The sequence below is a fragment of the Xylophilus ampelinus genome (assembly GCF_003217575.1).
GTDB classification, from domain to species: Bacteria; Pseudomonadota; Gammaproteobacteria; order Burkholderiales; family Burkholderiaceae_C; genus Xylophilus; species Xylophilus ampelinus.
Window position 1 is genome coordinate 16,914 of record NZ_QJTC01000020.1, and the last position, 21,581, is coordinate 38,494.

Sequence of the window (21,581 nt, forward strand, 5' to 3'; positions counted from 1 at the left end):
CCCCCATCGTGCGCCAGATCACCGATTCCGCGCTGCCGGCCCGCGGCCCCGCGCCAGACTGACGCCACGGCGCCGCGCTGGCGCCCCACGCCCGCGGTAGCCGGCCGCCCACCTTCCGTGGCACGCCGCTTGCATGAATCGGGCCGTTCGATCAGTTCAAACGGTCGGAAAGATGCGCATCCTCGTCGTCTGCTGCCACCCGGTGGAGACCAGCTACCACGCCAGCCCGCACGCCGAGGCGTTGGAGGGGTTCCTGGCACGGGTGGGGCGGGCGTTCGGGGTTGGCGATGAGGGGCTGTCGAGCCGCTCTGCGGCGCTGCCCTGACTTGTTCCCTCTCCCATGGGAGAGGTTAAAAGACATGGAAGCCGGGCCGCTGACTCGACAGGCGTCAGGCAATGGCCAGCCGGGCGCGGCCCTCACCCCAACCCTCTCCCGGAGGGAGAGGGAGAGGGAGCGAACAACCAGCCACCAGCTGCCGGCATCAGTACAAGTGCAAGTGCAGGTGCAGGTGCCAGCTTCAGCACCCGGCACCCGGCCACCGCCAACTGACCGCCAGCCCCTGGCGCCAACCGCCCGCCCGCCCACCCCACGCCGCCGCCAGCAAGAAACACCGCCATGCCCGCCACCCTGCTCCACCAGGCCCGCCTCCCCCGCTGGCTTCTCCCCCCCGACTGGCCCAGCCTCCCGTCAGGCCACCCCACCCTCGCCGACATCCACCTCACCGCCGACGGCCGCATCGCCCGCACGACCCCCGCGCAGGAGCAGGCGCCGCCGGCCGACGGCATCCACCACCTCCACGGCGCCCCGGTCCTCCCCGGCCTGGTCGACGCCCACACCCACCTCGACAAATCCTTCACCCTGCCCCGCATCGGCACCGTCGAGCCCGGCCTGCTGGGCGCGATCGACGCCATGAAGGCCGACCGCGCCCACTGGACGCCGGCCGACGTCCAAGCCCGCGCCTCCAAGGCCCTGCAGTGGGCCTGGGAGGCAGGCGTAACGCAGCTGCGCACCCACTGCGACTGGTGGGAACCCGCGGCGGTGCCGGTCGCATGGGACGTGCTGCGCGGCCTGTCCGAGGCATGGCGCGACCGCATCGTGCTGGAGCGGGTCAGCCTGATGCCGCTGCACCTGTTCACCGACGCAGCCACCGCCGACATGCTGGCCCGCAAGGTCGTCGACAGCGGCCCCGGCGCCCTGCTGGGCGGCTTCGTGCACTCGACCCGCTGGGACCCGCAGGCACTGGTGCATCTGCTCGACGCCGCGGCGCGCCACGACCTCGACCTGGACCTGCACGTCGACGAGGAACTGCACGCCGGCGCGCAAGGCCTGCTGCACATCGCCCGCCACCTGAAGGCCATCGGCTATCGGGGCCGCGCGGTCTGCGGCCATACTTGCGCGCTGGCGGCCAAGCCCGAGGCCGAGGCGCTGGCGGTGTTGGACGCGGTGGCCGACGCGCCGATCACGCTGGTCACCCTGCCGCTGACCAACCTGCTGCTGCAGGACGCGGTCGCCGGCCGCAGCCCGCGCCAGCGCGGCCTGACACTGGTGAAGGAAGCGCGCGCCCGCGGCATCCCGGTGCTGGTGGCCAGCGACAACGTGCAGGACCCGTTCTGCCCGGTCGGCAGCTACGACCCGGTCGAGTCGCTGGCCGCCGGCGTGCTGGCCGCGCAGCTGGGCCAGCCCTTCGACACCTGGACCGATGCGCTCTGCCGCGCCGACTGGCTCGGCCGCAGCCCCGGCCGGCTGCCGCTGCGGCCGGGCGATCCGGCCGACCTGGTGGTCTTCACCGCGGCCGACGCCTGGAGCTTCCCCTCGCGCAGCCAGCCGCGCACCGTCTGGCGTGCCGGCGTGCCGGCGGGTGTCACCGCCACCTGTACCACCGCCGCGCCCCCCTCGATGGTCTCGACAGAAGGAGCTTTAACATGACCGGCGCACAATCCGTGGCCCGCCATGCCGCCTGCCGCCGGATCGGCCACACGGTCTACCTCTCGGGCGTGATCCCGGTCGACCCGGCGGCCGGCCTCAACGCCCGGCCTGCGCCTGGACGGCGCGCGCGTTCGGCCCCACCGGTGTGAACGGCGATCGGCCCACCGCCACGGCGGAACAGGGCAAGGAGATTTTCGAGACGCTGGCCGCCAGCCGGGTGCAGGTGCTGACCGAGCCGCATGCGCTGCGCTGGGTGGTGCGCACCGAGTCCGCCTGGGAGCGCGACCGCCGCATCGGCTTCTTCCAAACCGCCGCGGGGCTCGCGGCGCCTGCCTGAACGGCGCGCTCCTCGCATCGCACCCCGTATCCTTCCCACCCCTCCACGTTCCACCGAAAGGCCGTCCCATGCGCAACCGCACCGCTTTCCGCCTCGGCACCCTCGCCCTCGCACTGGCTGCCGCCACCGGCGCCGCACAGGCACAGGCACAGGCACCCGAGAAGTTCGTCTACATGACCAACTGGTACGCGCAGGCCGAGCACGGCGGCTTCTACCAGGCGATCGCCACCGGCCTCTACCGGAAGGCGGGCCTCGACGTGACGGTGAAGATGGGCGGCCCGCAGGTTAACATCGTGCAGATCATGGCCGCCGGCCAGGCCGACTGCGTGATGGGATCGAGCGACCTGCAGATGATGCAGGTGCGCGAGGGCGGCGTGCCGGTGACGACCGTCGCCGCCGTGTTCCAGAAGGACCCGCAGGTGCTGATCGCGCACGAGGACGTCACCACCTTCGAGCAGCTGAAGGGCAAGACGATCCTGATCGCCCAGTCGGCCAACCGCGGCTACTGGCCGTGGCTCAAGGCCAAGTACGGCTTCACCGACAGCCAGACGCGCCCCTACACCTTCAACATCCAGCCCTTCGTCGCCGACAAGAACACCGCGCAGCAGGGCTACCTGACGTCGGAGCCCTACGCGGTCCAGAAGGCCGGCGTGAAGGCCAACATCCTGATGCTCAGCGACCACGGCTTCCCGGCCTACTCCACCACCGTGACCTGCATGGACAAGACGCTGAAGGACCGCGCCAAGGCGGTCGCCGCATTCGTGAAGGCCTCGGCCGAGGGCTGGAAGAGCTATCTGGCCGACCCCGCGCCCGGCAACGCGCTGATCAAGAAGGACAACCCCAACATGACCGACGACCAGCTGGCCTACGGCGTCGCCAAGCTCAAGGAGCTGGGCATGGTGACCGGCGGCGACGCGGCCACCCAGGGCATCGGCACGATCACCGATGCGCGCGCCAAGGCGAGCTACGACTTCCTGGTGTCGGCCCAGCTGCTCGACCCGGCCAAGACCGAGCTGGCCAAGACCTACACCACATCGTTCATCAAGGACGCGAAAGTGCTGCCGTAAGCGCGGCGCCGCCCGTTGCCCCGCTCCTCCACCGCTGCGGCCCCGACACCGCACGGGGCGCACCGCCCGCCCCCTCGGGCGGCGCCCCGCACCGAAAGGCTCCCATGAAACCCGCCGCCACCGGCGCGCCCGCCGCGCTGCCGACGACCGAACCGCATGCGCCGGCACCCGCCGTCGAATGCCTCTGCGTCGAGAAGATCTACTCCAACGGCATGCAGGCGCTGCTGCCGGTGGACCTGCGCATCGAGGAAGGCGAGTTCGTCACCCTGCTCGGCCCCTCGGGCTGCGGCAAGAGCACGCTGCTGAAGATGGTGGCCGGCCTGCTGGAGCCCACCGACGGCCGACTGCTGCTGTGGCGCATGCCGGTGGAGCGGCTGGACGCGACCGGCCGCAAGATGGCCTTCGTGTTCCAGTCGCCTACGCTGATGCCCTGGGCGAGCGTGCGCACCAACGTGCGGCTGCCGCTGGACCTGGCGGGCGTGGAGCGCAAGGCGGCCGATACCCGCGTGACCGAGGCGCTGGCACTGGTGGGCCTGGCGACATTCGCCGACGCGCTGCCGCGCGCGCTGTCGGGCGGCATGCAGATGCGCGTCTCGATCGCGCGCGGCCTGGTCACGCAGCCCGATCTGCTGCTGATGGACGAGCCCTTCGGCGCGCTCGACGAGATCACCCGCCACAAGCTCGACGCAGACCTGCTCGACCTGTGGCGGCGCAGGAAACTCACCGTTGTCTTCGTCACCCACTCGATCCACGAGGCGGTGTTCCTGTCGAGCCGCGTGGTGGTGATGGCCGCCCGGCCGGGCCGGGTGGTGGAGCAGTTCGCCATCGACGCGCCCTACCCGCGCACCGCAGATTTCATGGTCTCGCCCCCGTTCGCCCGCTATGCCAGGCAGCTGCAGGACAGCCTGCTGCGGGCCAGCGAAAGCACCGAGGGGGAAACGGCATGAGCACGGCGCAGAACCACGGTTTCCCGGCGGAAGCGCCGGCCGCGTCGGCAGCCCCTGCGGCGGCCGCGGTGCCGGTCCCCGCGGTGCCCGCCGCACCGGTCTTCCGCGCACCGCCGGCCGGCTGGAAGCCGCCGGCCCGCGCAGCCGTGCGGGTGCCGCCGATGCAGCAGCTCCGGGTGCAGCGCGTCGTCTATCCGCTGCTGGTCGGCGTGGTGCTGGTGGCGGTCTGGCAGGCCCTGGTCACCGGGCTGGAGCTGCCGCCCTACCTGGTGCCTTCGCCGTTGCTGATGCTGCAGACGCTGTTCGCCGACCGGGCGCCGCTGGGCCTGGCGCTGTGGGTGACGGTGAAGATCACGCTGCTGGCGTTCATCGCGGCCACGGTGATGGGCGTGCTGATCTCTTTCGTCTTCGTGCAGAGCCGGCGCATCGAGACGGCGCTGTTCCCGTACGCGGTTCTGCTGCAGGTCACGCCCATCGTGGCGGTGGCGCCGCTGATCATCATCTGGGTGCGCGACCCGCTAGCCTCGATGGTGATCTGCGCGACGCTGGTGGCGCTGTTCCCGATCATCAGCAACACCACGCTGGGCCTGCGCAGCATCGACCCCGACCTGCAGGCCTACTTCCAGCTGAACCGGGCCAGCCGCTGGCAGCAACTGGTGCGGCTGCGCATCCCGAGCGCGCTGCCGTACTTCTTCGGCGGGCTGCGCATCTCCAGCGGCCTGGCGCTGATCGGCGCGGTGGTGGCCGAGTTCGTGGCCGGCACCGGCGGCACCGGCGCGGGGCTGGCCTACCAGATCCTGCAGGCGGGATTCCAGCTGAATATTCCGCGCATGTTCGCCGCGCTGCTGCTGATCTCGCTGACCGGCGTGGTGCTGTTCGCCGCCATGTCGTGGCTGACCCGCCGGGCGCTCGGGTCCTGGCATTTTTCGGAGACCCCATGAACGCCATCGCCGACGAGGCGGGGCCCAGGCCATGGTTTCCCGGACGGAAGAGAACAGGAATCCAGGGTGGGCGGCGCACCGTCGAAACGGTACGAAGCCCGCGTGGGCGAATACACGCGCGGTGTGAAAACCGAGGGGCTCAGAACGCGTAGCGCGCGCTCAGCTCCAGCGTGCGCGGCGCACCGGGCAGGATGCCGATGTCGTTGTTAGCCGAGATGAAATACCGGCGGTCGAAAACGTTCTTCAGGTTGAGCGCCGCGCTCCAGCCCTTCGGTGCGGGCCGCCAGTACAGCGCCAGGTCCACCGTGGCGTAGCCTGGCAGCGAGACCGTGTTGTCGACGTTGGCGAAGCTGGCGGTGCGCGCGTTGATGCCGGCGCCGGCCTGCACGCCGGGCAGCAGCGCGTCGAGCGACTTGAGCGTCCACAGGCTGAAGGTGTGGCGCGGGGCCAGCGCCAGGCGCTTGCCCTGCAGCGGCGTGGGCCGGGCCGAGCCGAACGGCGCGGTGACGGTGCCGACGCCGTTGGTGACCAGCGCATCGAGGTACGAGTACCCCGCCAGCACCTGCCAGCCGGCGGCGACCTGGCCGGCCAGCGTCAGCTCCAGGCCGCGGGCGCGCTGCTCGCCGACGTTGACCAGCTTGTTGAGTACAGGATCGGTGTACTTCACGTCGCTGCGGGTGAGCTGGTACAGCGCGGCGGTGAAGGAGGCCGCGCCGTCGAACAGGTCGGTCTTCGATCCCAGCTCCAGGTTGACGCTCTGCTCGGGCTTGAGCTGCGCATTGGTGGTCGCCAGCGGACCGGCCTCGCCCGAGGGCTGGTAGCTCTTCGTCGCCGACACGTAGTAGCTCTGCGCCGCCGTGGGCTGCCACACCAGGCCGGCGCGCGGCGAGAGGTTGCGGTCGGTGCGCGCCAGGTTGGCGGCGGCGGGCAGCTCGTCGTCGTATTTCTGGCCGAAGGCGTCGTAGCGCAGGCCCAGCAGGCTCTTGACGGTGGGCGTCCAGGTCGAGAGGGCCTGCAGGTACACGCTGCGCGTCGTGTTGACGGTGGTGCCCACCGCGGGCGAGAGCGACTGCGCCACCGGCACCTCGTAGGGCAGGTTGCGGCCCACCGGCGCGAAGACCGGCGTGGCGAAGGAGTAGCCGGCCCGGTTGGTGGCGGCGTTGGTGATCGCCTGGTGGCGGTCCTGCTCGCCGAACTCGGCGCCGGCCAGCAGCTTGTGGCCGGCGCCGCCCCAGGCGATGTCGTGGGTGAACTCGCTCTGGTTGAACCAGCCGTGCTCGTAGCGCTGCACCGCGCCGCGCAGCATCAGCGCCTGCGGCACCGTGCCGTTGCCGTCGTTGACCGAGCCGATGCGGGTGTGCCGGCGGTCGAGCGAATAGTCGTAGTAGCGCAGCGTGTCGGTGAAGCCGGTGGTGTCGGACAGGCGCAGCTTGTACTGGGCGGTGCTGGTCTGCATCGTCGAGCGGGTGTGGTCCAGGCCGTAGGCGTCGGCCGCGCCGTAGTAGGTGCCGATCGGAACGTTGGCCGGCCGTCCGGTGGAGAGCAGGCCCGGGATGCCGAAGTCGATCCCGCGCTCCTGGTGCTGGTAGTTGGTCTGCAGCAGCAGGCTCTGGTCGCCGTCCTTCCAGAGGATGCCGGGCGAGACGGCCTGGCTGCGCAGGTAGCCGTTGGTGCGGTAGCTGCCCGAGTCCTCCACCGCCGCGTCGAGCCGCACCGCCACGGTGTCGGACACCGGCCGGTTCAGCCCCAGGTCGCTGCGTTTCAGGCCGTAGCTGCCCAGAGTGATGCCCGCATCGCCGCCCGCGGCGAAGCCCGGCTTCCGGGTGATCAGGTTGATCAGCCCGCCCGAGGAACCGCGGCCGTACAGCGCGGCCGCCGGGCCCTTCACCACCTCGACCCGCTCGATGTTGTAGAGGTCGCGGAAGTACTGCGAATCGTCGCGCACGCCGTCCAGCAGGATGTCGCTGAGCGCGGTGAAGCCGCGGATCACCACCGCGTCGCGCTGGCCGTCGCCGGTGGCCAGGCCCACCGAGGGGATCGTCTTCATCACGTCCTGCACGCTGCGGGCGCCCTGGTCGCGCATCACCTCCTGGGTGACGATGTTGACCGACTGCGGAATGTCGCGCAGCGGCGCATCGACCTTGGCGCCGGTGGCGGTGTTGGCCGGCGCGTACTGCGCGCCGTGCTCCTGCCCGGCCGACACGTCGACCTGCGGAAGCGCCTGGGCCCGGGCCTGCGCGGCCAGCGCCGCGAGCCCCGCGAAGAGGCCGGCGGCAGCCAGCGAGACCGCACGCGGCCGGAAAGTGCGAGGGGTGCGGCCGAGCCGCGCGAAGCCATGCATGACGAAGTACCTTGTGCCGTGGAAAGTTCTGAAACGGCTGGCTACTGCGCGGGCGCGTGGCTGGCTGGCTGAAGGGTGCGCAGCGTAGGGTACCGCGCCTGAACGGAAGCTGACCAGACACGGCCGTCCGTCGGCCGGGCGGTCGGGGCAAAGGGTCGTGATGCTATTAATTATATAGCAGCATGTCGGCGCGGAACAATGGCTGCAGGTACTTTCAGCTCAAAAATCGCCGACAAAGGCGAAACCCATGGGGCGTGCGTGGTAGTGCAGCCCGTCGTCCTGCACGATCTGCATCGCCGGCGCCGAAGGTGACCGGCCGGCCGCCCGCGGACGAAGAAGGCGTCGCCCGGCTCCCACTGCACGGTCTCGCCGTCGGTGCGGGCGAAGCCGCGCCCGGCGATCACGGGCAGACCGGGCCATGTTCTGTCGATCGGCTCGCCTGGAGGCGCGCGCGTCAGGCGCCGTCGCCGCCGGCCGCATGCCCGCGGCTGAACGCTTCCTCGAACACCGAATAGCCCGACCAGTCGCTGTGCGCGAACCGCAGCCGGCCGTACACCGTGCCGGAGTGCTCTCTTTTTGAGAGCAATTTGCCGGCGTCCCGCGCCGGCTGGAGGCCGATTCGCCTGAAGGTTCCCGGGACCGGCACCGCCATCGCGTGGCCGTAGCGGGTGATCTCGATCCGGGTGGCGCGCGCGGCGATGTCGGGGTGGGGCAGCGCCAGTTCGGCGATCACCGCGTCGCGCCAGGCCTGCCACGGCCGGTCCAGCAGCGCTGCGCGGCTGCCTGGCAGGTCGCCGAGGGCGCGGTAGCAGGTCAGCACCGTCGGGCCGGGCGTCGGGTCGAGCGTCTGGTGGCGGGCATCGACATAGCCCAGGCCGCGGCCGACGAACCCGCCGGTGTCGTCGGCCACGGCCTCGTGGTAGACCACGTTGTCCCAGGCGGGCGCGGCGCCGGGGCGGTCGTGCAGCGGCGCGTCCAGGTGCAGGTTGGCGACCAGCCAGGGCGCGTGGGGCGTGGCGGCGGCGGCGGTGCGCAGCAGTTCGGGCGGCTGGGCGACCACCCGCACCGCCACGTGCAGCGGCAGGGCCACGATGCACTGCGCCGCCTCCCAGCGCTCCACCTGCCGGGCGGCATGGTCCCAGGCGTCGACGGTCACGCCGTGGCGGCCGTCCTCGATGCGCAGCACGGTGCGGCCGGTGCGCAGCCGGTCGCCCAGCGGCGCGGCCAGCGCCCGCGTCAGGAAGCCGTTGCCCTCGGGCCAGGTGAGCACCGGGTCGCGCTCGGCCTCGGCCTCGCCCGGGGCGTGGAAGCCGTGGCGGCTGGCGAAGTAATGTATGCCGGCCCAGGCCGACACCTGCGCCAGCCCGGCGCCGTAATCGTCGCGACAGCAGTAGTCGAGGTACCAGCGCAGGTGCGGATCGGGCAGCTGCTCCTGCTGCAGCCAGGTGTCGAAGGTGATCGCGTCGAGCGCCAGTTGCACCGGCGCGAAGGCCGAACGCTGCACCGGGATCGCGAAGCGCGCCGCCCGCTGCAGCGCCGCCACCCGCTGCGCGAAGCCGCGGTAGGCGGCCAGGGTGGATTCGCCCACGTCCTGCAGCGGCAGCAGGCCTTCCTGCCATTCGCCGCGAAAGAAGAGCCGCTCCTGCGGGCTGTGGCACAGGTGGCGCTCGTCGACTTCCCACCGGCCCGCCACCCGGCGGCGCAGGCCCAGCTCCTCCAGCAGGTCCTGCACCGCCGGCACCTCGTCGCCCGGCACCGGCAGGTAGTGGGCGCCCAGCGGGCAGGCGATGCCGCCCACCCTGCCGCCACGGCTGTTGCCGCCGGCCGCGTCCTCCAGTTCCAGCAGCGCGAAATCGCCCTGCCCCCGCAGCCGCAGCGCCCGCGCCGCCGCCAGCCCGGCGATGCCGCCGCCCGCGATCAGCACCCCGGTGCGGCGCACCACCGCCGGCACCGGCCAGTCGCGCGGCGTGCGCAACAGGTGGCCCCGCTCCACCGCCGTGCCGGCGAATCCGCCCGGCACACCGTCCGGGCTGCGGCCCTCGCAGCCCACCCGCCGCCGAGCGCGGCACCCGCCTGCTTCAGCAGCTCACGCCGCCGCATGCGCGATTCCCTGCGGCTGCCACCCCACGCCGGCCCGCGCCCCGCTCAGGGATACCGTGGGTCCGGCTTCGCCGGTCCGCCGGTATCGCCCCCGGAGCGGGGGGAGGCGCAGACACGCAGTGCGGAGCCTGGGGGCGATCGTCATCTTCCCCACTCGTCCTCGTACGTCCGCACCAGCACCTGGTTCGACAGCCGGTTCACCTCGGCCGGCACCCGCGCCATGTCGCGCGGAAAGTCGAACAGCAGCGGCAGCGTCGGCAGGTCGAGGAACCGCAGCCCCGCCGGCAGCGCGGTCGGCAGGTGCCACGGCCGGCGGCTGGCGATCACGAAACCCCATTCGCCGAAGCTGGGCACATGCGCGTGGTACGGCGTGGCGGAGAGGCCGGTCGATTCGATCGTCCGCACCACCGTCCAGAAGCTGCGCCGCGCCACCAGCGGCGAGGTGGTCTGCACCACCGCGTAGCCGCTGGCCGACAGCCGCTGGTCGAGCAGGGCGTAGAAGGACTGGGTGTACAGCTTGCCGATCGCGAAGTTGGTCGGGTCGGGGAAATCGACCACGATCACGTCGAAGGTGTCCTGCACCTGCTGCAGCCAGCCGAAGGCGTCGGCGTCGACGATCTTCAGCCTGGGCGAGGCCAGCGCATGCCCGTTGAGCGCGGCGAGCGTCGGGTGCTCGGCGAAGAGCCGGGTCATGTTCGGGTCGAGCTCCACCAGGGTCACCTGCTCCACCGACGGGTACTTGAGGATCTCGCGCACCGCCATGCCGTCGCCGCCGCCCAGCACCGCCACCCGCTTCGGCGCGCCGTGCGCGGCCATCGCCGGGTGCACCAGCGCCTCGTGATAACGGTACTCGTCGCGCTCGGCGAACTGCAGGTTGCCGTTGAGAAACAGCCGGTGCCCGCCGCGCCCGCGGGTCACCACGATGCGCTGGTAGGGCGAGGTGGCGGCGAAGACGATGCCGTCCTGGTAGAACCGGTCCTCGGCCAGCGTGGTAATCCGCTCGGCCCCGGCGAAGCCCGCCGCCAGAACGGCCGCCGTTCCCGCGCAGGCCAGCGCATGCGCGCCGGGCCGCGGCAGCTCGTGCCGGAACAGCCACAGCGCCCAGAACGCGACGGCCGCGTTCAGCAACCCGAACAGCAGCCCGGTGCGCACCAGCCCCAGGTGCGGCACCAGCAGCAAGGGGAAGGCCAACGACACCGCCAGCGCGCCCAGGTAGTCGAAGGTCAGCACCTGGCTCACCAGGTCTTTCAGCTGCACGTTGCGCTTCAGGATCCGCATAACCAGCGGAATCTCCAGCCCCACCAGCACGCCCACCGCGAACACCAGGCCGTAGAGCAGCAGCCGGAACGCCCCCGGCACCCAGGCATGCGCCAGGAACAGCAGCCCCGGCAGCAGCCCGCCCGCCAGCGCCACCAGCAGTTCGATCCGCAGGAAATGCGCCGGCAGCTGCCGCTCCAGGTAGCGCGACAGCCAGCTGCCCACCCCCATCGCGAACAGGTAGGTGCCGATCACCGTGCTGAACTGCAGCACCGAATCGCCCAGCAGGTAGGAGGCCAGCGCCCCCGCCGCCAGCTCGTAGAGCAGCCCACAGGCGGCGATGACGAAGACGCTGGCGAGCAGGGCGACCTGGATGGGGCGGGGACCAGTGTGTCCGGGGGCTGTGTCGGGTGATGCCTGTGTCACTGTCATGCCACCCACGCCTCGCCGAGCTTCTGGGCCTGCTGCAGCACCAGTTCCACCGCTGCGTCCGACGCGTCCGGCGGGTATTTGTACTTGCGCAAGATGCGCTTGACCATCAGCCGCAGCTTGGCGCGCGCACTCTCGCGCTCGCTCCAGTCCACGCTCAGGTTCTGGCGCAGGTTTTCGGTGAGCTCGTGGGCGATCTTTTTCAGGGTTTCGTCGGTCAGTTCCCGGGCGGCCGACTCGTTGACGGCCAGCGCGTCGTAGAAGCGCATCTCGTCATCCGACAGTCCCAGCTGTTCGCCGCGCCCAGCCGCATCGCGAAACTTTCGGGCCATGTCCACCAGCTCTTCCATCACCTGGGCGGTTTCGATGGAGCGGTTCTGGTAGCGCTTGATGACATTGCCCAGAAGGTCCGAAAACTTCTTTTCCTGTACCACGTTGCTGCCAAAGCGGCTTTTGATCTCCCCCTCCAGCAGCCGCTCCAAAAGCTCCACTGCCAGATTCCTCGCAGGCAGGTTCTTCACCTGTGCCAGGAAGCCATCGTCGAGCAGGCCGATATTGGGCTTGTCCAACCCCACGGCGTCAAAGATGTCCACCACCTGGTCCGACACCACCGCGTTGCTGATGATCTGGCGGATGGCCTCGTCGCGTTGTTCGTCGGTGCGCTTTTTCGCAATGAGCTCGCGCTTGGTCAGCAGCACCTTCACCGCCTGCATGAAAGCCACTTCCTCGCGCACCGCTTTGGCCTCGTCCAGGGTGCAGCACAGCGAAAATGCCTGCGTCAGCGTCAGCGCCAGGGCGGTGTCGGCAAAGCGGCGCTTGCCGTCCTGGCCGCCTTCGGGCCTGAGGCCCAGCACATGGTTGGCGGCCCGCGCCAGGGCGCTGTGTCCGCCGGTCAGGAAGTCGCCGTAGTCGCAGCCGTGCAGCAGGGTTTGCAGCACATGCAACTTTTCCATCAGCACGCTGTAGGCCTCGTGGGCATCCACCGTGGGCGTGCCGCGGCCCTTGCTGGCGGTGTACTCCTTCATCGCGGCCTTGAGCTCGTTGCCGATGCCGATGTAGTCCACCACCAGCCCGCCCTGCTTACCCTTGAACACGCGGTTCACCCGGGCAATCGCCTGCATCAGGTTGTGGCCCTTCATGGGCTTGTCCACGTACAGCGTGTGCACGCACGGCGCGTCGAAACCCGTAAGCCACATGTCGCGAACGATGACGATACGCAGCGGGTCCGCCGGGTCCTTGAAACGCTTTTCCAGCCGCTTTTTCACCTTGCCGTCGTAGATGTGCGGGCGCAGCAGCAGCTTGTCGCTGGCAGTACCGGTCATCACGATCTTGATGGTGCCCTTCTCGGGGTCGGTGTCGTGCCAGTCGGGACGCAGCCGCACGATCTCGTCGTACAGATGCACGCAGATCTCGCGGCCCATGGCCACCACCATCGCCTTGCCCGTCTGGGCCGTGCTGCGCTCTTCGAAATGGGCCACCAGGTCGGCCGCCACACTGGCCACACGGGGCGACGCGCCCACGATCTTTTCCAACGCTGCCCAGCGGCTCTTCAAGCGTGCCTGCGTGCCCTCTTCCTCGTCCTCGGCGAGCTCGTCCACCTCGTCATCGATAGTGGGCAAATCTTCTTGCCGCAGACGCAGCTTGGCAAGCCGGGACTCGTAGTAGATGGCCACCGTGGCGCCGTCTTCCTTGGCCTGCTGCATGTCGTAGACATGGATGTACTCGCCGAATACCGCGCGGGTGTTGTGGTCGGCACTGCTCACCGGCGTGCCGGTGAAGCCGACGAAGGTGGCATTGGGCAGCGCATCGCGCAGGTGTTGGGCGTAGCCCGCTTGCCAAGTGGATTGCAGGCCTGCGTCCGGCGCCACGCCCCGCCTCAGGTTGTACGCTGGGGGCTCGAAGTCGGCGGGGAAAGCGCTGCTGCCGGCATCGCTGGTCACCAGGCTTTTCGTAGCTGCTGGCGCGTGCCCATCGAGCACCAAAGTCCTGTTCGGATCGAAGCCGCGCTGCCGGGTCTTGAGCGTGGCCTTGAAACCGTATTGCGTGCGATGGGCTTCGTCGGCGATCACCACGATGTTGCTGCGCTCCGACAGCAAGGGGAAAGTATCTTCGTCCTCGCCCGGCATGAATTTCTGGATGGTGGCGAACACAATGCCCCCCGAGGGCCGATGGGCCAGCTTGGCGCGCAGGTCGGACCGCGTCAGCACCTGCGCGGGCTGCTCGCGCAGCAGGTCTTGCGCCAGGCTGAACACGCCAAACAGTTGCCCGTCCAGATCATTGCGGTCGGTGATCACCACGATGGTGGGGTTCTCCATCGCGGGCTCCTGCATCACGCGGGCGGCAAAGCAGGTCATGGTGATGCTCTTGCCGCTGCCTTGCGTGTGCCAAACCACGCCCCCCTTGCGCGAGCCGCCCGGGCGCGATGCGGCCACCACTTCGTCGATGGCCGCGCGCACCGCATGGAACTGGTGGTAGCCCGCGATTTTCTTGACCAGCTGCCCGTCGTCCTCGAACAAAACGAAGTAGCGCAGGTAGTCCAGCAAATACGCGGGTGCCAGCACGCCACGCACCAGCGTCTGCAGATCCTGAAACGGCCCCAGCGGGTCCAGCGTCACACCGTCGATCGTCCGCCAGGCCATGAAGCGGTCGGCATCGGCCGAGAGCGATCCCATCAGCGCCTCGGTACCGTCCGAGATCACCAGCAGCTCGTTGTACTGGAACACATCGGCGATCTGCTCCTTGTACGTCTGGATTTGGTGGTACGCCTTCCAGATGCTGGCGTTACCGTCGGCCGGGTTCTTCAGCTCCAGCAGCACCAGCGGCAGGCCGTTGACGAACAGCACGATGTCGGGCCGCCGCGTCTTGTGCGGGCCCTTGATGGTGAACTGGCTCACCGCCCACCACTCGTTTTTCTCAGGAGCAGCCCAGTCCACCAGCCGCACGAAATCGCCCCGGGCTTCGCCGTCGTGCTGGTACTGCACCGGCACCCCGCCCACCAGCAGCTTGTGGAAAGCGCGGTTGGCCTGCAGCAGCGACGCAATGCCCAGATCAGCGACCTGTTTGAACGCGTCCTCCCGCGCCGCCAACGGCACGCCAGGGTTGAGCCGGACCACGGCTTCGCGCAGGCGGTGGGGCAGCAGCACCTGGCGGTAGTCGGCCCGCTCGGGCGTGGCGCCATCCTGGGCAATGTCCGGGCCGTGCCGGTGGGTGTAGCCCACGTCGCGAAGCCAGGCCAGCGTTTCGCGTTCGAGTTGGTCTTCGGTCATGGCTCGCTCTCGTTCTTGTCAGGCTCAGACTTCATCGACGCGATGGAGCGCTGGTAGGGGCTTGCCTTGCAACAGGTTCGTCGTCGAAATGCCCTTTTCTTGCCCTGTTTTCGAACAGTTCCATTTTGTTGGCAGCAATGCAAGCGTTAGGCTAAACTCGCGGCCTAAGTGGATTGGGGGTTCCTGGTCGGCGCTACAGCCTCGGTGGGTTCATCGGGGCTTTTCGCTTTCTGGGGCGGATAGATCACCAGACCGATGTCCTCGAACCCCGCGCCCACGCCAGCGCGACCACCGTCGCAGAAAAACTTTTTCTTCAGCAGTTCGAATGCCTGGTTCGGCTGGGCAGGGCGAAGGTAGTTCAGGCCCACGGGGCTTGCCACCAGGTCTGCCAGCTGCAGGCCCGCCAAGTTGGTTTTCTTGTCGGCAAACACCACGTCGAACGGCAAAACCCGGTTGCCCGGGTTGTCGCCATCGCAGATGCGGCGAAATTCCAGTTCCAGCTCGGCATCTTCCTTTTTGCCCCGGCACTCCACGACCACATGGGTCTTCACCGCGTCTTGTCCCTTCTCGGCCAGAAAGCTGCGCAGTGCCTCCAGACCCATGCCCAGCGCAATGTGATACGGGTTGCTGGCAGCCCCCGCAGCACAGTTCACGCGGGCCTTGTCCACCACGCAGGCAACCAGGATGAAGTTGCTGGCCTCCATGATGGAGGTCACCCCCGCCATGAACGCATCGCGCGTGGCACGGTGGGCCAGGAAGGCGAAGTCGCCCTTCTGCTTGCGAATCTCGTTCTCGTGCAGCACCACGCTGTCGTGGCCGAAGTAGTTGAACTTGAGCTTCTCCACCGCAGGCACGATCTTTTCTGCATAGTGCCGTTTGTGAAAAATGCACAGCGCCAGCACGAATACCGGGTAGTCCTTGTCGATGCTGGCCAGGGAGTGGTCTCCGCTTTCGTCCACATACACCACGTAGTCGCTGAAGCGGCGAACGGCAGGCTCCTTCGGGGCGTGTTCCACCGGCGTGGGTTCAACCGACTCGAAAAGCGCGTATTGCGTTCCGGAAGGTGTCATGGTTTGGTAGGGGTGAGGTTACGTGCCCAAGGAGCTCGTGGCCGATGTACTGCGCGCGCAACCAGCTATTAAAAACAGAGCGGTCATGCTTGCAGCTAACCGCTTGATGCGATCTCGTCATTGAATGTGGCTTTCGGCAGGCGCAACTGGCCGGAGATCAGGCGCGGGAGCAGGGTGTCGCGGAGGGTGGAGAGGGTTTTGATTTCCTGTTTGTTCAACACCAATCTCTCGTACACCGACTCAACAACGCTTGCAAATGCGTGAAGCACAGTAGAAGAAGGCAAGATGATTCTGAAGCGGTCAATATCGTTCTTGCCAAGATGAATAACTGTTGTTGCAGTTTCCGATGCCTCGACTGCTGCCAACAGTGGCGCAACGCTGAGACGCACGAAAGCCGAACCGGCGCCGTTAATCGGGTGGAACACGCACACTCGCTGGTTGAGCCAAGCGGTCTCGCCCCCCCAGACATACGCACGAAATTCACCATCCATCCCGACTGCTATATCACCGGGCTTTAGTAAGTAACCCTTGGGATGAATCTCTTCAGTGAATATGCCTGGACGCTCATCCTTGAGGTCTCGGATGCGTACCAGCGGCCTTCCAGGTGACGCGGCCTTAAAGAGCTTGGAAGCGAAGGGAGCACCATAGATAACCTTTGAAATGTCGTAGACGCTGCCAATTCCCCACCCCCTCGGCACATCCCTCAACTCCGACGGTTCAAACCCATCGGGAAAGAGCGCAGCGGTTGCCTCGTCCATGCCTTCGGGCGTGCGGCCTTCCATCTTGGCGCGCACGGGGTCGAAATCGACGAACCAGGATTTGAACAGCGCCTGTGCGATAGCTTCGAGGGTGGCGTTGGTTTCGCGTAGGAGGGTGATGCGGTCGTCGATTGATATGAGGGCCGTAGCTATTCGTAGTTGATCTTCAAGCGGCGGAACAACGACTTCAAAATTTTCTATTTGCCCTTTGCTGATGTGAGGTATCGAAGTGCCGGTGTGAACCGCTTGTACGTACTGTGTGAATGAATCATTGCAGATGACATAGCGGAGGTAGTCTTGACTAACACCTTCCTGCGCCCTCACTCGAGACACTCGCTGCGCCAGCAGTGAGCCCTCGTCATTAGGAGAAATTGCCGCGAAGTTCTTTCCAACTTTTGACCCATCCATACCTATAACGACATCACCAGATCGAAGTGCGTATGGTTTGAGATCGTCTGTTATATCTGACCAGCATTTCTCCTTTTCGCCCCACCTTACATACCGCTCTGTGACGTTGTCGCCACGAACAACACGAACACCATGTTTCGGTGGTAGGTAATTTTCACTCTTGAAGGGAAATCCCGTAATTACCTCGGAGATATCTGCGAGCCGCTTCGTCGGCCACTCAGAACTCATACCCCAGCCCCCCCAACTTCGCCCTAATCACCGCATCCAGCTCCGCACCTTTGGCCATCTGCTCGCCCAGCTTCTCGGTGAGCTTGATCATCTTCTCGGCAAAGCCTTCGCCGTCGTCTTCCGCCTCCTCCGCGCCCACATAGCGGCCAGGAGTAAGCGTATGGCCATGCTGCGCAATTTCGGCCAAGGGCACGCTGCGGCAGAAGCCTTTCACATCCTCATAGCTGCCCGCGCCCGGCTCGCCGCGCCAGGCGGCCACCAAGGCTTCGATGCGGGCAATCGTCTCGTCGGTCAGCTCGGCCTGCACACGGCTGATCATGCGGCCCAGCTTGCGGGCGTCGATGAACAGCACCTCGCCCTCGCGTGCCTTTCGCTTGGCCAGGAACCACAGGCAGGCGGGGATCTGGGTGTTGAAGAACAGCTGGCCGGGCAGGGCCACCATGATTTCGACCACGTCGGCATCGACCATGGCGGCGCGGATCACGCCTTCGTTTTTCTGGCTGCTGCTCATGCTGCCGTTGGCCAGCACGATGCCGGCGCGGCCGGTGGGTCGCAGGTGGTGCAGCATGTGCTGCAGCCACGCGTAGTTGGCGTTGCCGCGGGGTGGGTCGCCGTACTCCCAGCGCGGGTCGCCTTCCAGGCTGCCGTGCCACCAGTCGCTGACGTTGAAGGGCGGGTTGGCCAAAATGAAATCGGCCCGCAGATCGGGGTGCTGGTCGCGGATGAAGGTGTCGGCCGGCTCGCGGCCCAGGTTGTAGTCGATGCCGCGGATGGCCAGGTTCATCGCGGCCAGGCGCCATGTGGTGGGGTTGGCTTCCTGGCCGTAGATGCTCACGTCGCCCAGCTTGCCGCCGTGGGCTTCGATGAACTTCTCGGACTGCACGAACATGCCGCCGCTGCCGCAGCAGGGGTCGTACACCTTGCCTTCGTGCGGGGCCAGGATGGCGACCAGGGTTTTGACGATGCTGGCGGGCGTGTAGAACTGCCCGCCCCGCTTGCCTTCGGCGCTGGCGAACATGCCCAGGAAGTATTCGTACACTTCGCCCAGCACGTCGCGGGCCACCGCCGAGTCGTCGCCGAAGCCGATGGTGGAGACCAGGTCGACCAGCTCGCCCAGCTTGCCGTCGGGCAGTTGCGCGCGGGCGTAGCGCTTGTCCAGGATGCCTTTGAGCTTAAAGTTCTCGACCTCGATGTGGGTCAGGGCGTCGTCGATGCGCTTGCCGATGTCGGGCTGTTTGGCGGCATTGCGCAGGGCCTCCCACCGCGCGCCTTCGGGCACCCAGAAGACATTGGCCTCTTTGTAGTAGTCGCGGTCTTCCAGCTCGGCTTCGATGTCGGCGGGGTCGGCGTCGCCGTAGAAATATTCGTCGTCGGGGTTGGTGAGGCGGGCGGTCAGCTCGACACGGCGGGCGGAAAAGGTGTCGGAAATGTATTTGACGAAGATCAGGCCGAGCACCAGGTGCTTGTATTCGGCGGCGTCCATGTTGGCGCGCAGCTTGTCTGCGGTGGCCCAGAGTGTCTTGCGGATGTCGGCGATCACGGATTTCAGGAGGTCGATGGCTTTGTAGAAAAGGACAGAACGGCTGCGTGGCATCAGCTCGACGACAGCAGTGTTCTCGCTGTAGCCTCGAAAGCCACGTCCTTCAGCGCGGCTTGCTGCTGCCAACGTGCGTTTGAGCTTACCTGCGGATGACCATTTCCTAAACGACCCGGGCAATAGATCGAACGTGAGAGCCATGCCAGCACCAAGCCGCGCCCATCGTTCAAACTCCCACCATGGAACCGCTCGACACCCTCACCGCCCTGGGCATCGCACTGCCCACGCCCGCCTACATCGTCGGCAGCATCGTCTTCGGGCTGGTCGGCCTGTGGGCGTGGCGGCGCGGGCGGCGGGATGGGCGCCGCGCGTCGACGTGGATCGGCGCGGCGCTGATGTTCTATCCGTACGCGGTGTCGCGCACCTGGCTGCTGTACGCCGTGGGCATGGCGCTCTGCGCGGGGCTGTGGTGGGACACGCTCTAGCCGCCGGCCGCCATCGCCGCCGGCGGCAGGGCCCGTCAGCGGGCGTCGCTGATCGTGGTGTTGTAGACCGTGCCGGCGATCTTCACGTTCTTCAATACGATGTCGTGCACGTTGAAGGCATAGACCGGCCCCGGCTTGGTGGCGCTGGCCGGCCCGACCGCGACCGGCGTGCCGAAATCGCAGTCGCTGATCGTCACGCCGGTGATCGCCGGGACGGCCGGAACCGGCTGCGGGCCGTTGTAGTCCTGCTTGACCGGCCCTTGCGCCACGATCGCCTGGAAGCACGACGCCGTGGCGCCGCCCACCGTGACATTGCCGGCCCTCACGCGCGAGATCTGGATGTTCTGCACCGAGGGAGGCCGGCTGCGGATCGCGTCCTTCGAGGGCTGGTAATCGCAGTCGAAGGTGATGATGCCGCCCTCGGATGCGGCCGGATTGGCCGCCGTGGCGGTCGCTACGCCCGCCGGCACGGTGCCGTTGATCGGGCTGCCCGCCAGCATCGACGAGCCGTAGCCGTGCCCCGAGAGGCTGACGCCGTGGGCCAGGATCACGTTGTCCACGTAGAGATCGCGCACGTAGCCGCCGCGATTCATGTTGGTCTTGATCCGGATCGCGATGTTGAGTGCGTTGGTTGCCCAGTAGATGTTGCGCATCTCCAGGTTGCGGGCATAGACCTTCTGGATGCCGGCGCTCATCTCGCTGCCGAGGGTCAGGCCGCCGTGGCCGCTCTGCATGATGCAGTTCTGGATCACGTGGTTCTGCGCCGGGCCGTACTGCACGTCGAGGTTCTTGCCGGACTTGATCGCGATGCAGTCGTCGCCGGTGTTGAACTCGACGTTCTCGCAGAGCACCATGTCGCAGGCGTCGGGGTCGAAGCCGTCGTTGTTCAGGCCGGTGCTATCGACCAGCACCCCGCGGATCACCACGTTGCGGCAGGCGACCGGGTGGTGCTGCCAGCACGGCGTGTTGCGGGTCTGGTAGTTTTCCATCAGCACGTCGGTGCAGCCGATGAAGGTGACCATGTTGGGCCGCAGGTAGTGGCCCAGTCCGAAGATGCGCTGCTCGATCGACACGCCCGCCTCCGACAGGCATGGCAGGTAGTTCTGGTCCTGCTGCCAGGGCGTGACCGGGTCGGTCAGTTGCTGGTAGAGCGTGTCGCTGATGCCCGGCACCTTGGTGCGCAGGTCGATGTTCAGCGGGTTGTTGGAGGCCGCCGACGGCGTGGTGGCGGCATCGACGAAGCCGTACTGCCCCTTGCTGCCCTTGTAGGTCCACCAGCAGGTGGACGTGTTTCCGGTACCGGCGAAGGGCGTCATGCCCTGCCCGTTGAGGATCGACGTCCGGTCGGTACCGGTGATCGCAACCTGCGTCTGGTTATGGGCATAGACCGGCGAGCCGAAATTCAGGCAGTCGTTGGACTGGAAGCGGCTGTAGTAGAGCCGGCCGTTCGCGCCGCAGTCCACCGGGCCGTCCTTGGCATAGTCGGCGGGCCGCGGGCTGAAATAGATCTGGCAGTTGGCGCTCAGGTGAAAATTGACATGGCTCAGCAGCACGATCGGCCCGGCGCAGTACCAAGTGCCCGGCGGCACCACCACCCGGCCGCCGCCGGCGGCGTTGCAGGCGCGGATCGCGGCCAGAAACGCCGGGCGCGCGTCGAAGGAGCTGGGTGCATGGGTTGTGCCAGAACCCGCACTGGCGGGCGACAGCGTGGCGCTGGTGTACGGGTTGGGTGAATCCACCACGGTGCATGGCAGTGCGCCGAAATCGGTTACCAAAAAATCGCGCGCCGGAAATGCGGCCTGCGACACCGACCGCAGCGCTTCGACGATGCGTGTGGCCGCACCGGCAACGCCCCAGATCGGATCGCCGGGGTCGGTGGCACCTGTTTCGTCGGCTCCTGCATTGCCCGTGCGGCCAAAGGCTTCGAGGCCGCCGAACAGCGCGCCGCCGACGACGGTGCCGGCGCCCAGCAAAAAGCCGCGGCGGTCCGCATACAGGCCTGAAGATGCGGCGATGGTGGTGGGGGGACGGTACTTTTCCATGGTGTTTCCTTCTGCGGTATGACCGCTTTGTAATATGTTGTATGACAACACCGACACTATCCCGCGAGGAAACACCTTCTGTCCAGCACTAACGTCGTTTAATTCCCCTTTTTAAACAGTATCTTCATTCAATTACAAGATGTTGTACGGCGCGACGCGTTGTCCCGGGCCTGGCGATAGAGCCCGCCGCGTCCCTTATCCCCCATGGATCGCCGCGGCCACTATCAGCGAGATACCGAGACACATCGCGGCCACCACCAGGCCCAGAGCGACGTTCTGCTTCTCGACGATCTCGGCCCACAGGTCGACCGGGGTGATCTTATCGATGATCAGAAAGCACACCCAGAACACCACCACGCCGACCAGCGCGAAGAGGATGGAGCCGACGAAAGCGGCGGGTCTGAACCATTCGATGAAGTGCATGAAGAGCCTCCGTGGGAA

17 protein-coding genes are annotated in these 21,581 nt (G+C 67.4%); 8 read left to right on the top strand and 9 right to left on the bottom strand.

Annotated elements, in window-relative coordinates:
* Window positions 1-172: 172 nt before the first annotated feature.
* From DFQ15_RS17450 to DFQ15_RS12775, 7 genes are all read left to right on the top strand, one after another.
* A complete protein-coding gene (locus DFQ15_RS17450) occupies window positions 173-325 on the top strand; it encodes a hypothetical protein (RefSeq protein WP_158529070.1) in 153 nt (50 codons plus the stop codon).
* A 291-nt stretch (window positions 326-616) separates the two neighbouring features.
* Window positions 617-1,927: an amidohydrolase family protein gene (locus DFQ15_RS12755; RefSeq protein WP_110466341.1), complete on the top strand. Its 1,311-nt coding sequence runs from the start codon at window positions 617-619 to the stop codon at window positions 1,925-1,927.
* Entirely contained in the window at window positions 1,924-2,076 is a 153-nt protein-coding gene (locus DFQ15_RS17455) for a hypothetical protein (RefSeq protein WP_158529071.1), read from the top strand. Before DFQ15_RS12755 ends, DFQ15_RS17455 begins: the two co-directional genes overlap by 4 nt.
* The gene (locus DFQ15_RS12760; protein ID WP_110466342.1) at window positions 2,073-2,264 is read left to right on the top strand and encodes a hypothetical protein; all 192 of its coding nucleotides are present in this window, start codon (window positions 2,073-2,075) and stop codon (window positions 2,262-2,264) included. The genes DFQ15_RS17455 and DFQ15_RS12760 overlap by 4 nt, the downstream gene beginning before the upstream one ends.
* A gap of 68 nt (window positions 2,265-2,332) precedes the next feature.
* Window positions 2,333-3,331 carry an ABC transporter substrate-binding protein gene (locus DFQ15_RS12765; RefSeq protein WP_110466343.1) on the top strand — a complete coding sequence of 333 codons (999 nt, stop codon included), beginning with the start codon at window positions 2,333-2,335 and terminating at the stop codon, window positions 3,329-3,331.
* Window positions 3,332-3,435: 104 nt separating this feature from the next.
* On the top strand, window positions 3,436-4,278 hold the full coding sequence (locus DFQ15_RS12770) for an ABC transporter ATP-binding protein (protein WP_110466344.1): 843 nt from the start codon (window positions 3,436-3,438) through the stop codon (window positions 4,276-4,278).
* Between the two features lie 161 nt (window positions 4,279-4,439).
* Window positions 4,440-5,219, top strand: coding sequence for an ABC transporter permease (locus DFQ15_RS12775; RefSeq protein ID WP_110466381.1), 780 nt, complete (start codon window positions 4,440-4,442; stop codon window positions 5,217-5,219).
* A 139-nt stretch (window positions 5,220-5,358) separates the two neighbouring features.
* Here DFQ15_RS12775 and DFQ15_RS12780 read toward each other — a convergent pair whose 3' ends face one another.
* The 7 genes from DFQ15_RS12780 to DFQ15_RS12810 form a co-directional block, all read right to left on the bottom strand.
* Entirely contained in the window at window positions 5,359-7,560 is a 2,202-nt protein-coding gene (locus tag DFQ15_RS12780) for a TonB-dependent receptor (RefSeq protein ID WP_110466345.1), read from the bottom strand.
* Window positions 7,561-8,014: 454 nt separating this feature from the next.
* Entirely contained in the window at window positions 8,015-9,580 is a 1,566-nt protein-coding gene (locus tag DFQ15_RS12785; RefSeq protein ID WP_233504488.1) for an FAD-dependent oxidoreductase, read from the bottom strand.
* Between the two features lie 221 nt (window positions 9,581-9,801).
* Window positions 9,802-11,349 carry a polyamine aminopropyltransferase gene (locus tag DFQ15_RS12790; RefSeq protein WP_110466346.1) on the bottom strand — a complete coding sequence of 516 codons (1,548 nt, stop codon included), beginning with the start codon at window positions 11,347-11,349 and terminating at the stop codon, window positions 9,802-9,804.
* The gene (locus DFQ15_RS12795) at window positions 11,346-14,612 is read right to left on the bottom strand and encodes a type I restriction endonuclease subunit R (RefSeq protein ID WP_110466347.1); all 3,267 of its coding nucleotides are present in this window, start codon (window positions 14,610-14,612) and stop codon (window positions 11,346-11,348) included. The genes DFQ15_RS12790 and DFQ15_RS12795 overlap by 4 nt, the downstream gene beginning before the upstream one ends.
* Before the next feature lie 164 nt (window positions 14,613-14,776).
* A complete protein-coding gene (locus DFQ15_RS12800) occupies window positions 14,777-15,682 on the bottom strand; it encodes a DUF3800 domain-containing protein (protein WP_110466348.1) in 906 nt (301 codons plus the stop codon).
* Window positions 15,683-15,777: 95 nt separating this feature from the next.
* Window positions 15,778-17,076: a restriction endonuclease subunit S gene (locus DFQ15_RS12805; protein WP_110466349.1), complete on the bottom strand. Its 1,299-nt coding sequence runs from the start codon at window positions 17,074-17,076 to the stop codon at window positions 15,778-15,780.
* The gene (locus DFQ15_RS12810) at window positions 17,066-18,616 is read right to left on the bottom strand and encodes a class I SAM-dependent DNA methyltransferase (RefSeq protein WP_110466382.1); all 1,551 of its coding nucleotides are present in this window, start codon (window positions 18,614-18,616) and stop codon (window positions 17,066-17,068) included. The genes DFQ15_RS12805 and DFQ15_RS12810 overlap by 11 nt, the downstream gene beginning before the upstream one ends.
* A gap of 236 nt (window positions 18,617-18,852) precedes the next feature.
* Here DFQ15_RS12810 and DFQ15_RS12815 point away from each other — a divergent pair, with 236 nt between their 5' ends.
* Window positions 18,853-19,098: a hypothetical protein gene (locus DFQ15_RS12815; protein WP_110466350.1), complete on the top strand. Its 246-nt coding sequence runs from the start codon at window positions 18,853-18,855 to the stop codon at window positions 19,096-19,098.
* A 35-nt stretch (window positions 19,099-19,133) separates the two neighbouring features.
* Here DFQ15_RS12815 and DFQ15_RS12820 read toward each other — a convergent pair whose 3' ends face one another.
* Both DFQ15_RS12820 and DFQ15_RS12825 read right to left on the bottom strand, forming a co-directional pair.
* Window positions 19,134-21,140, bottom strand: coding sequence for a glycoside hydrolase family 28 protein (locus DFQ15_RS12820; protein WP_110466351.1), 2,007 nt, complete (start codon window positions 21,138-21,140; stop codon window positions 19,134-19,136).
* Between the two features lie 195 nt (window positions 21,141-21,335).
* Entirely contained in the window at window positions 21,336-21,563 is a 228-nt protein-coding gene (locus tag DFQ15_RS12825) for a DUF350 domain-containing protein (protein ID WP_110466352.1), read from the bottom strand.
* Window positions 21,564-21,581: the final 18 nt, after the last annotated feature.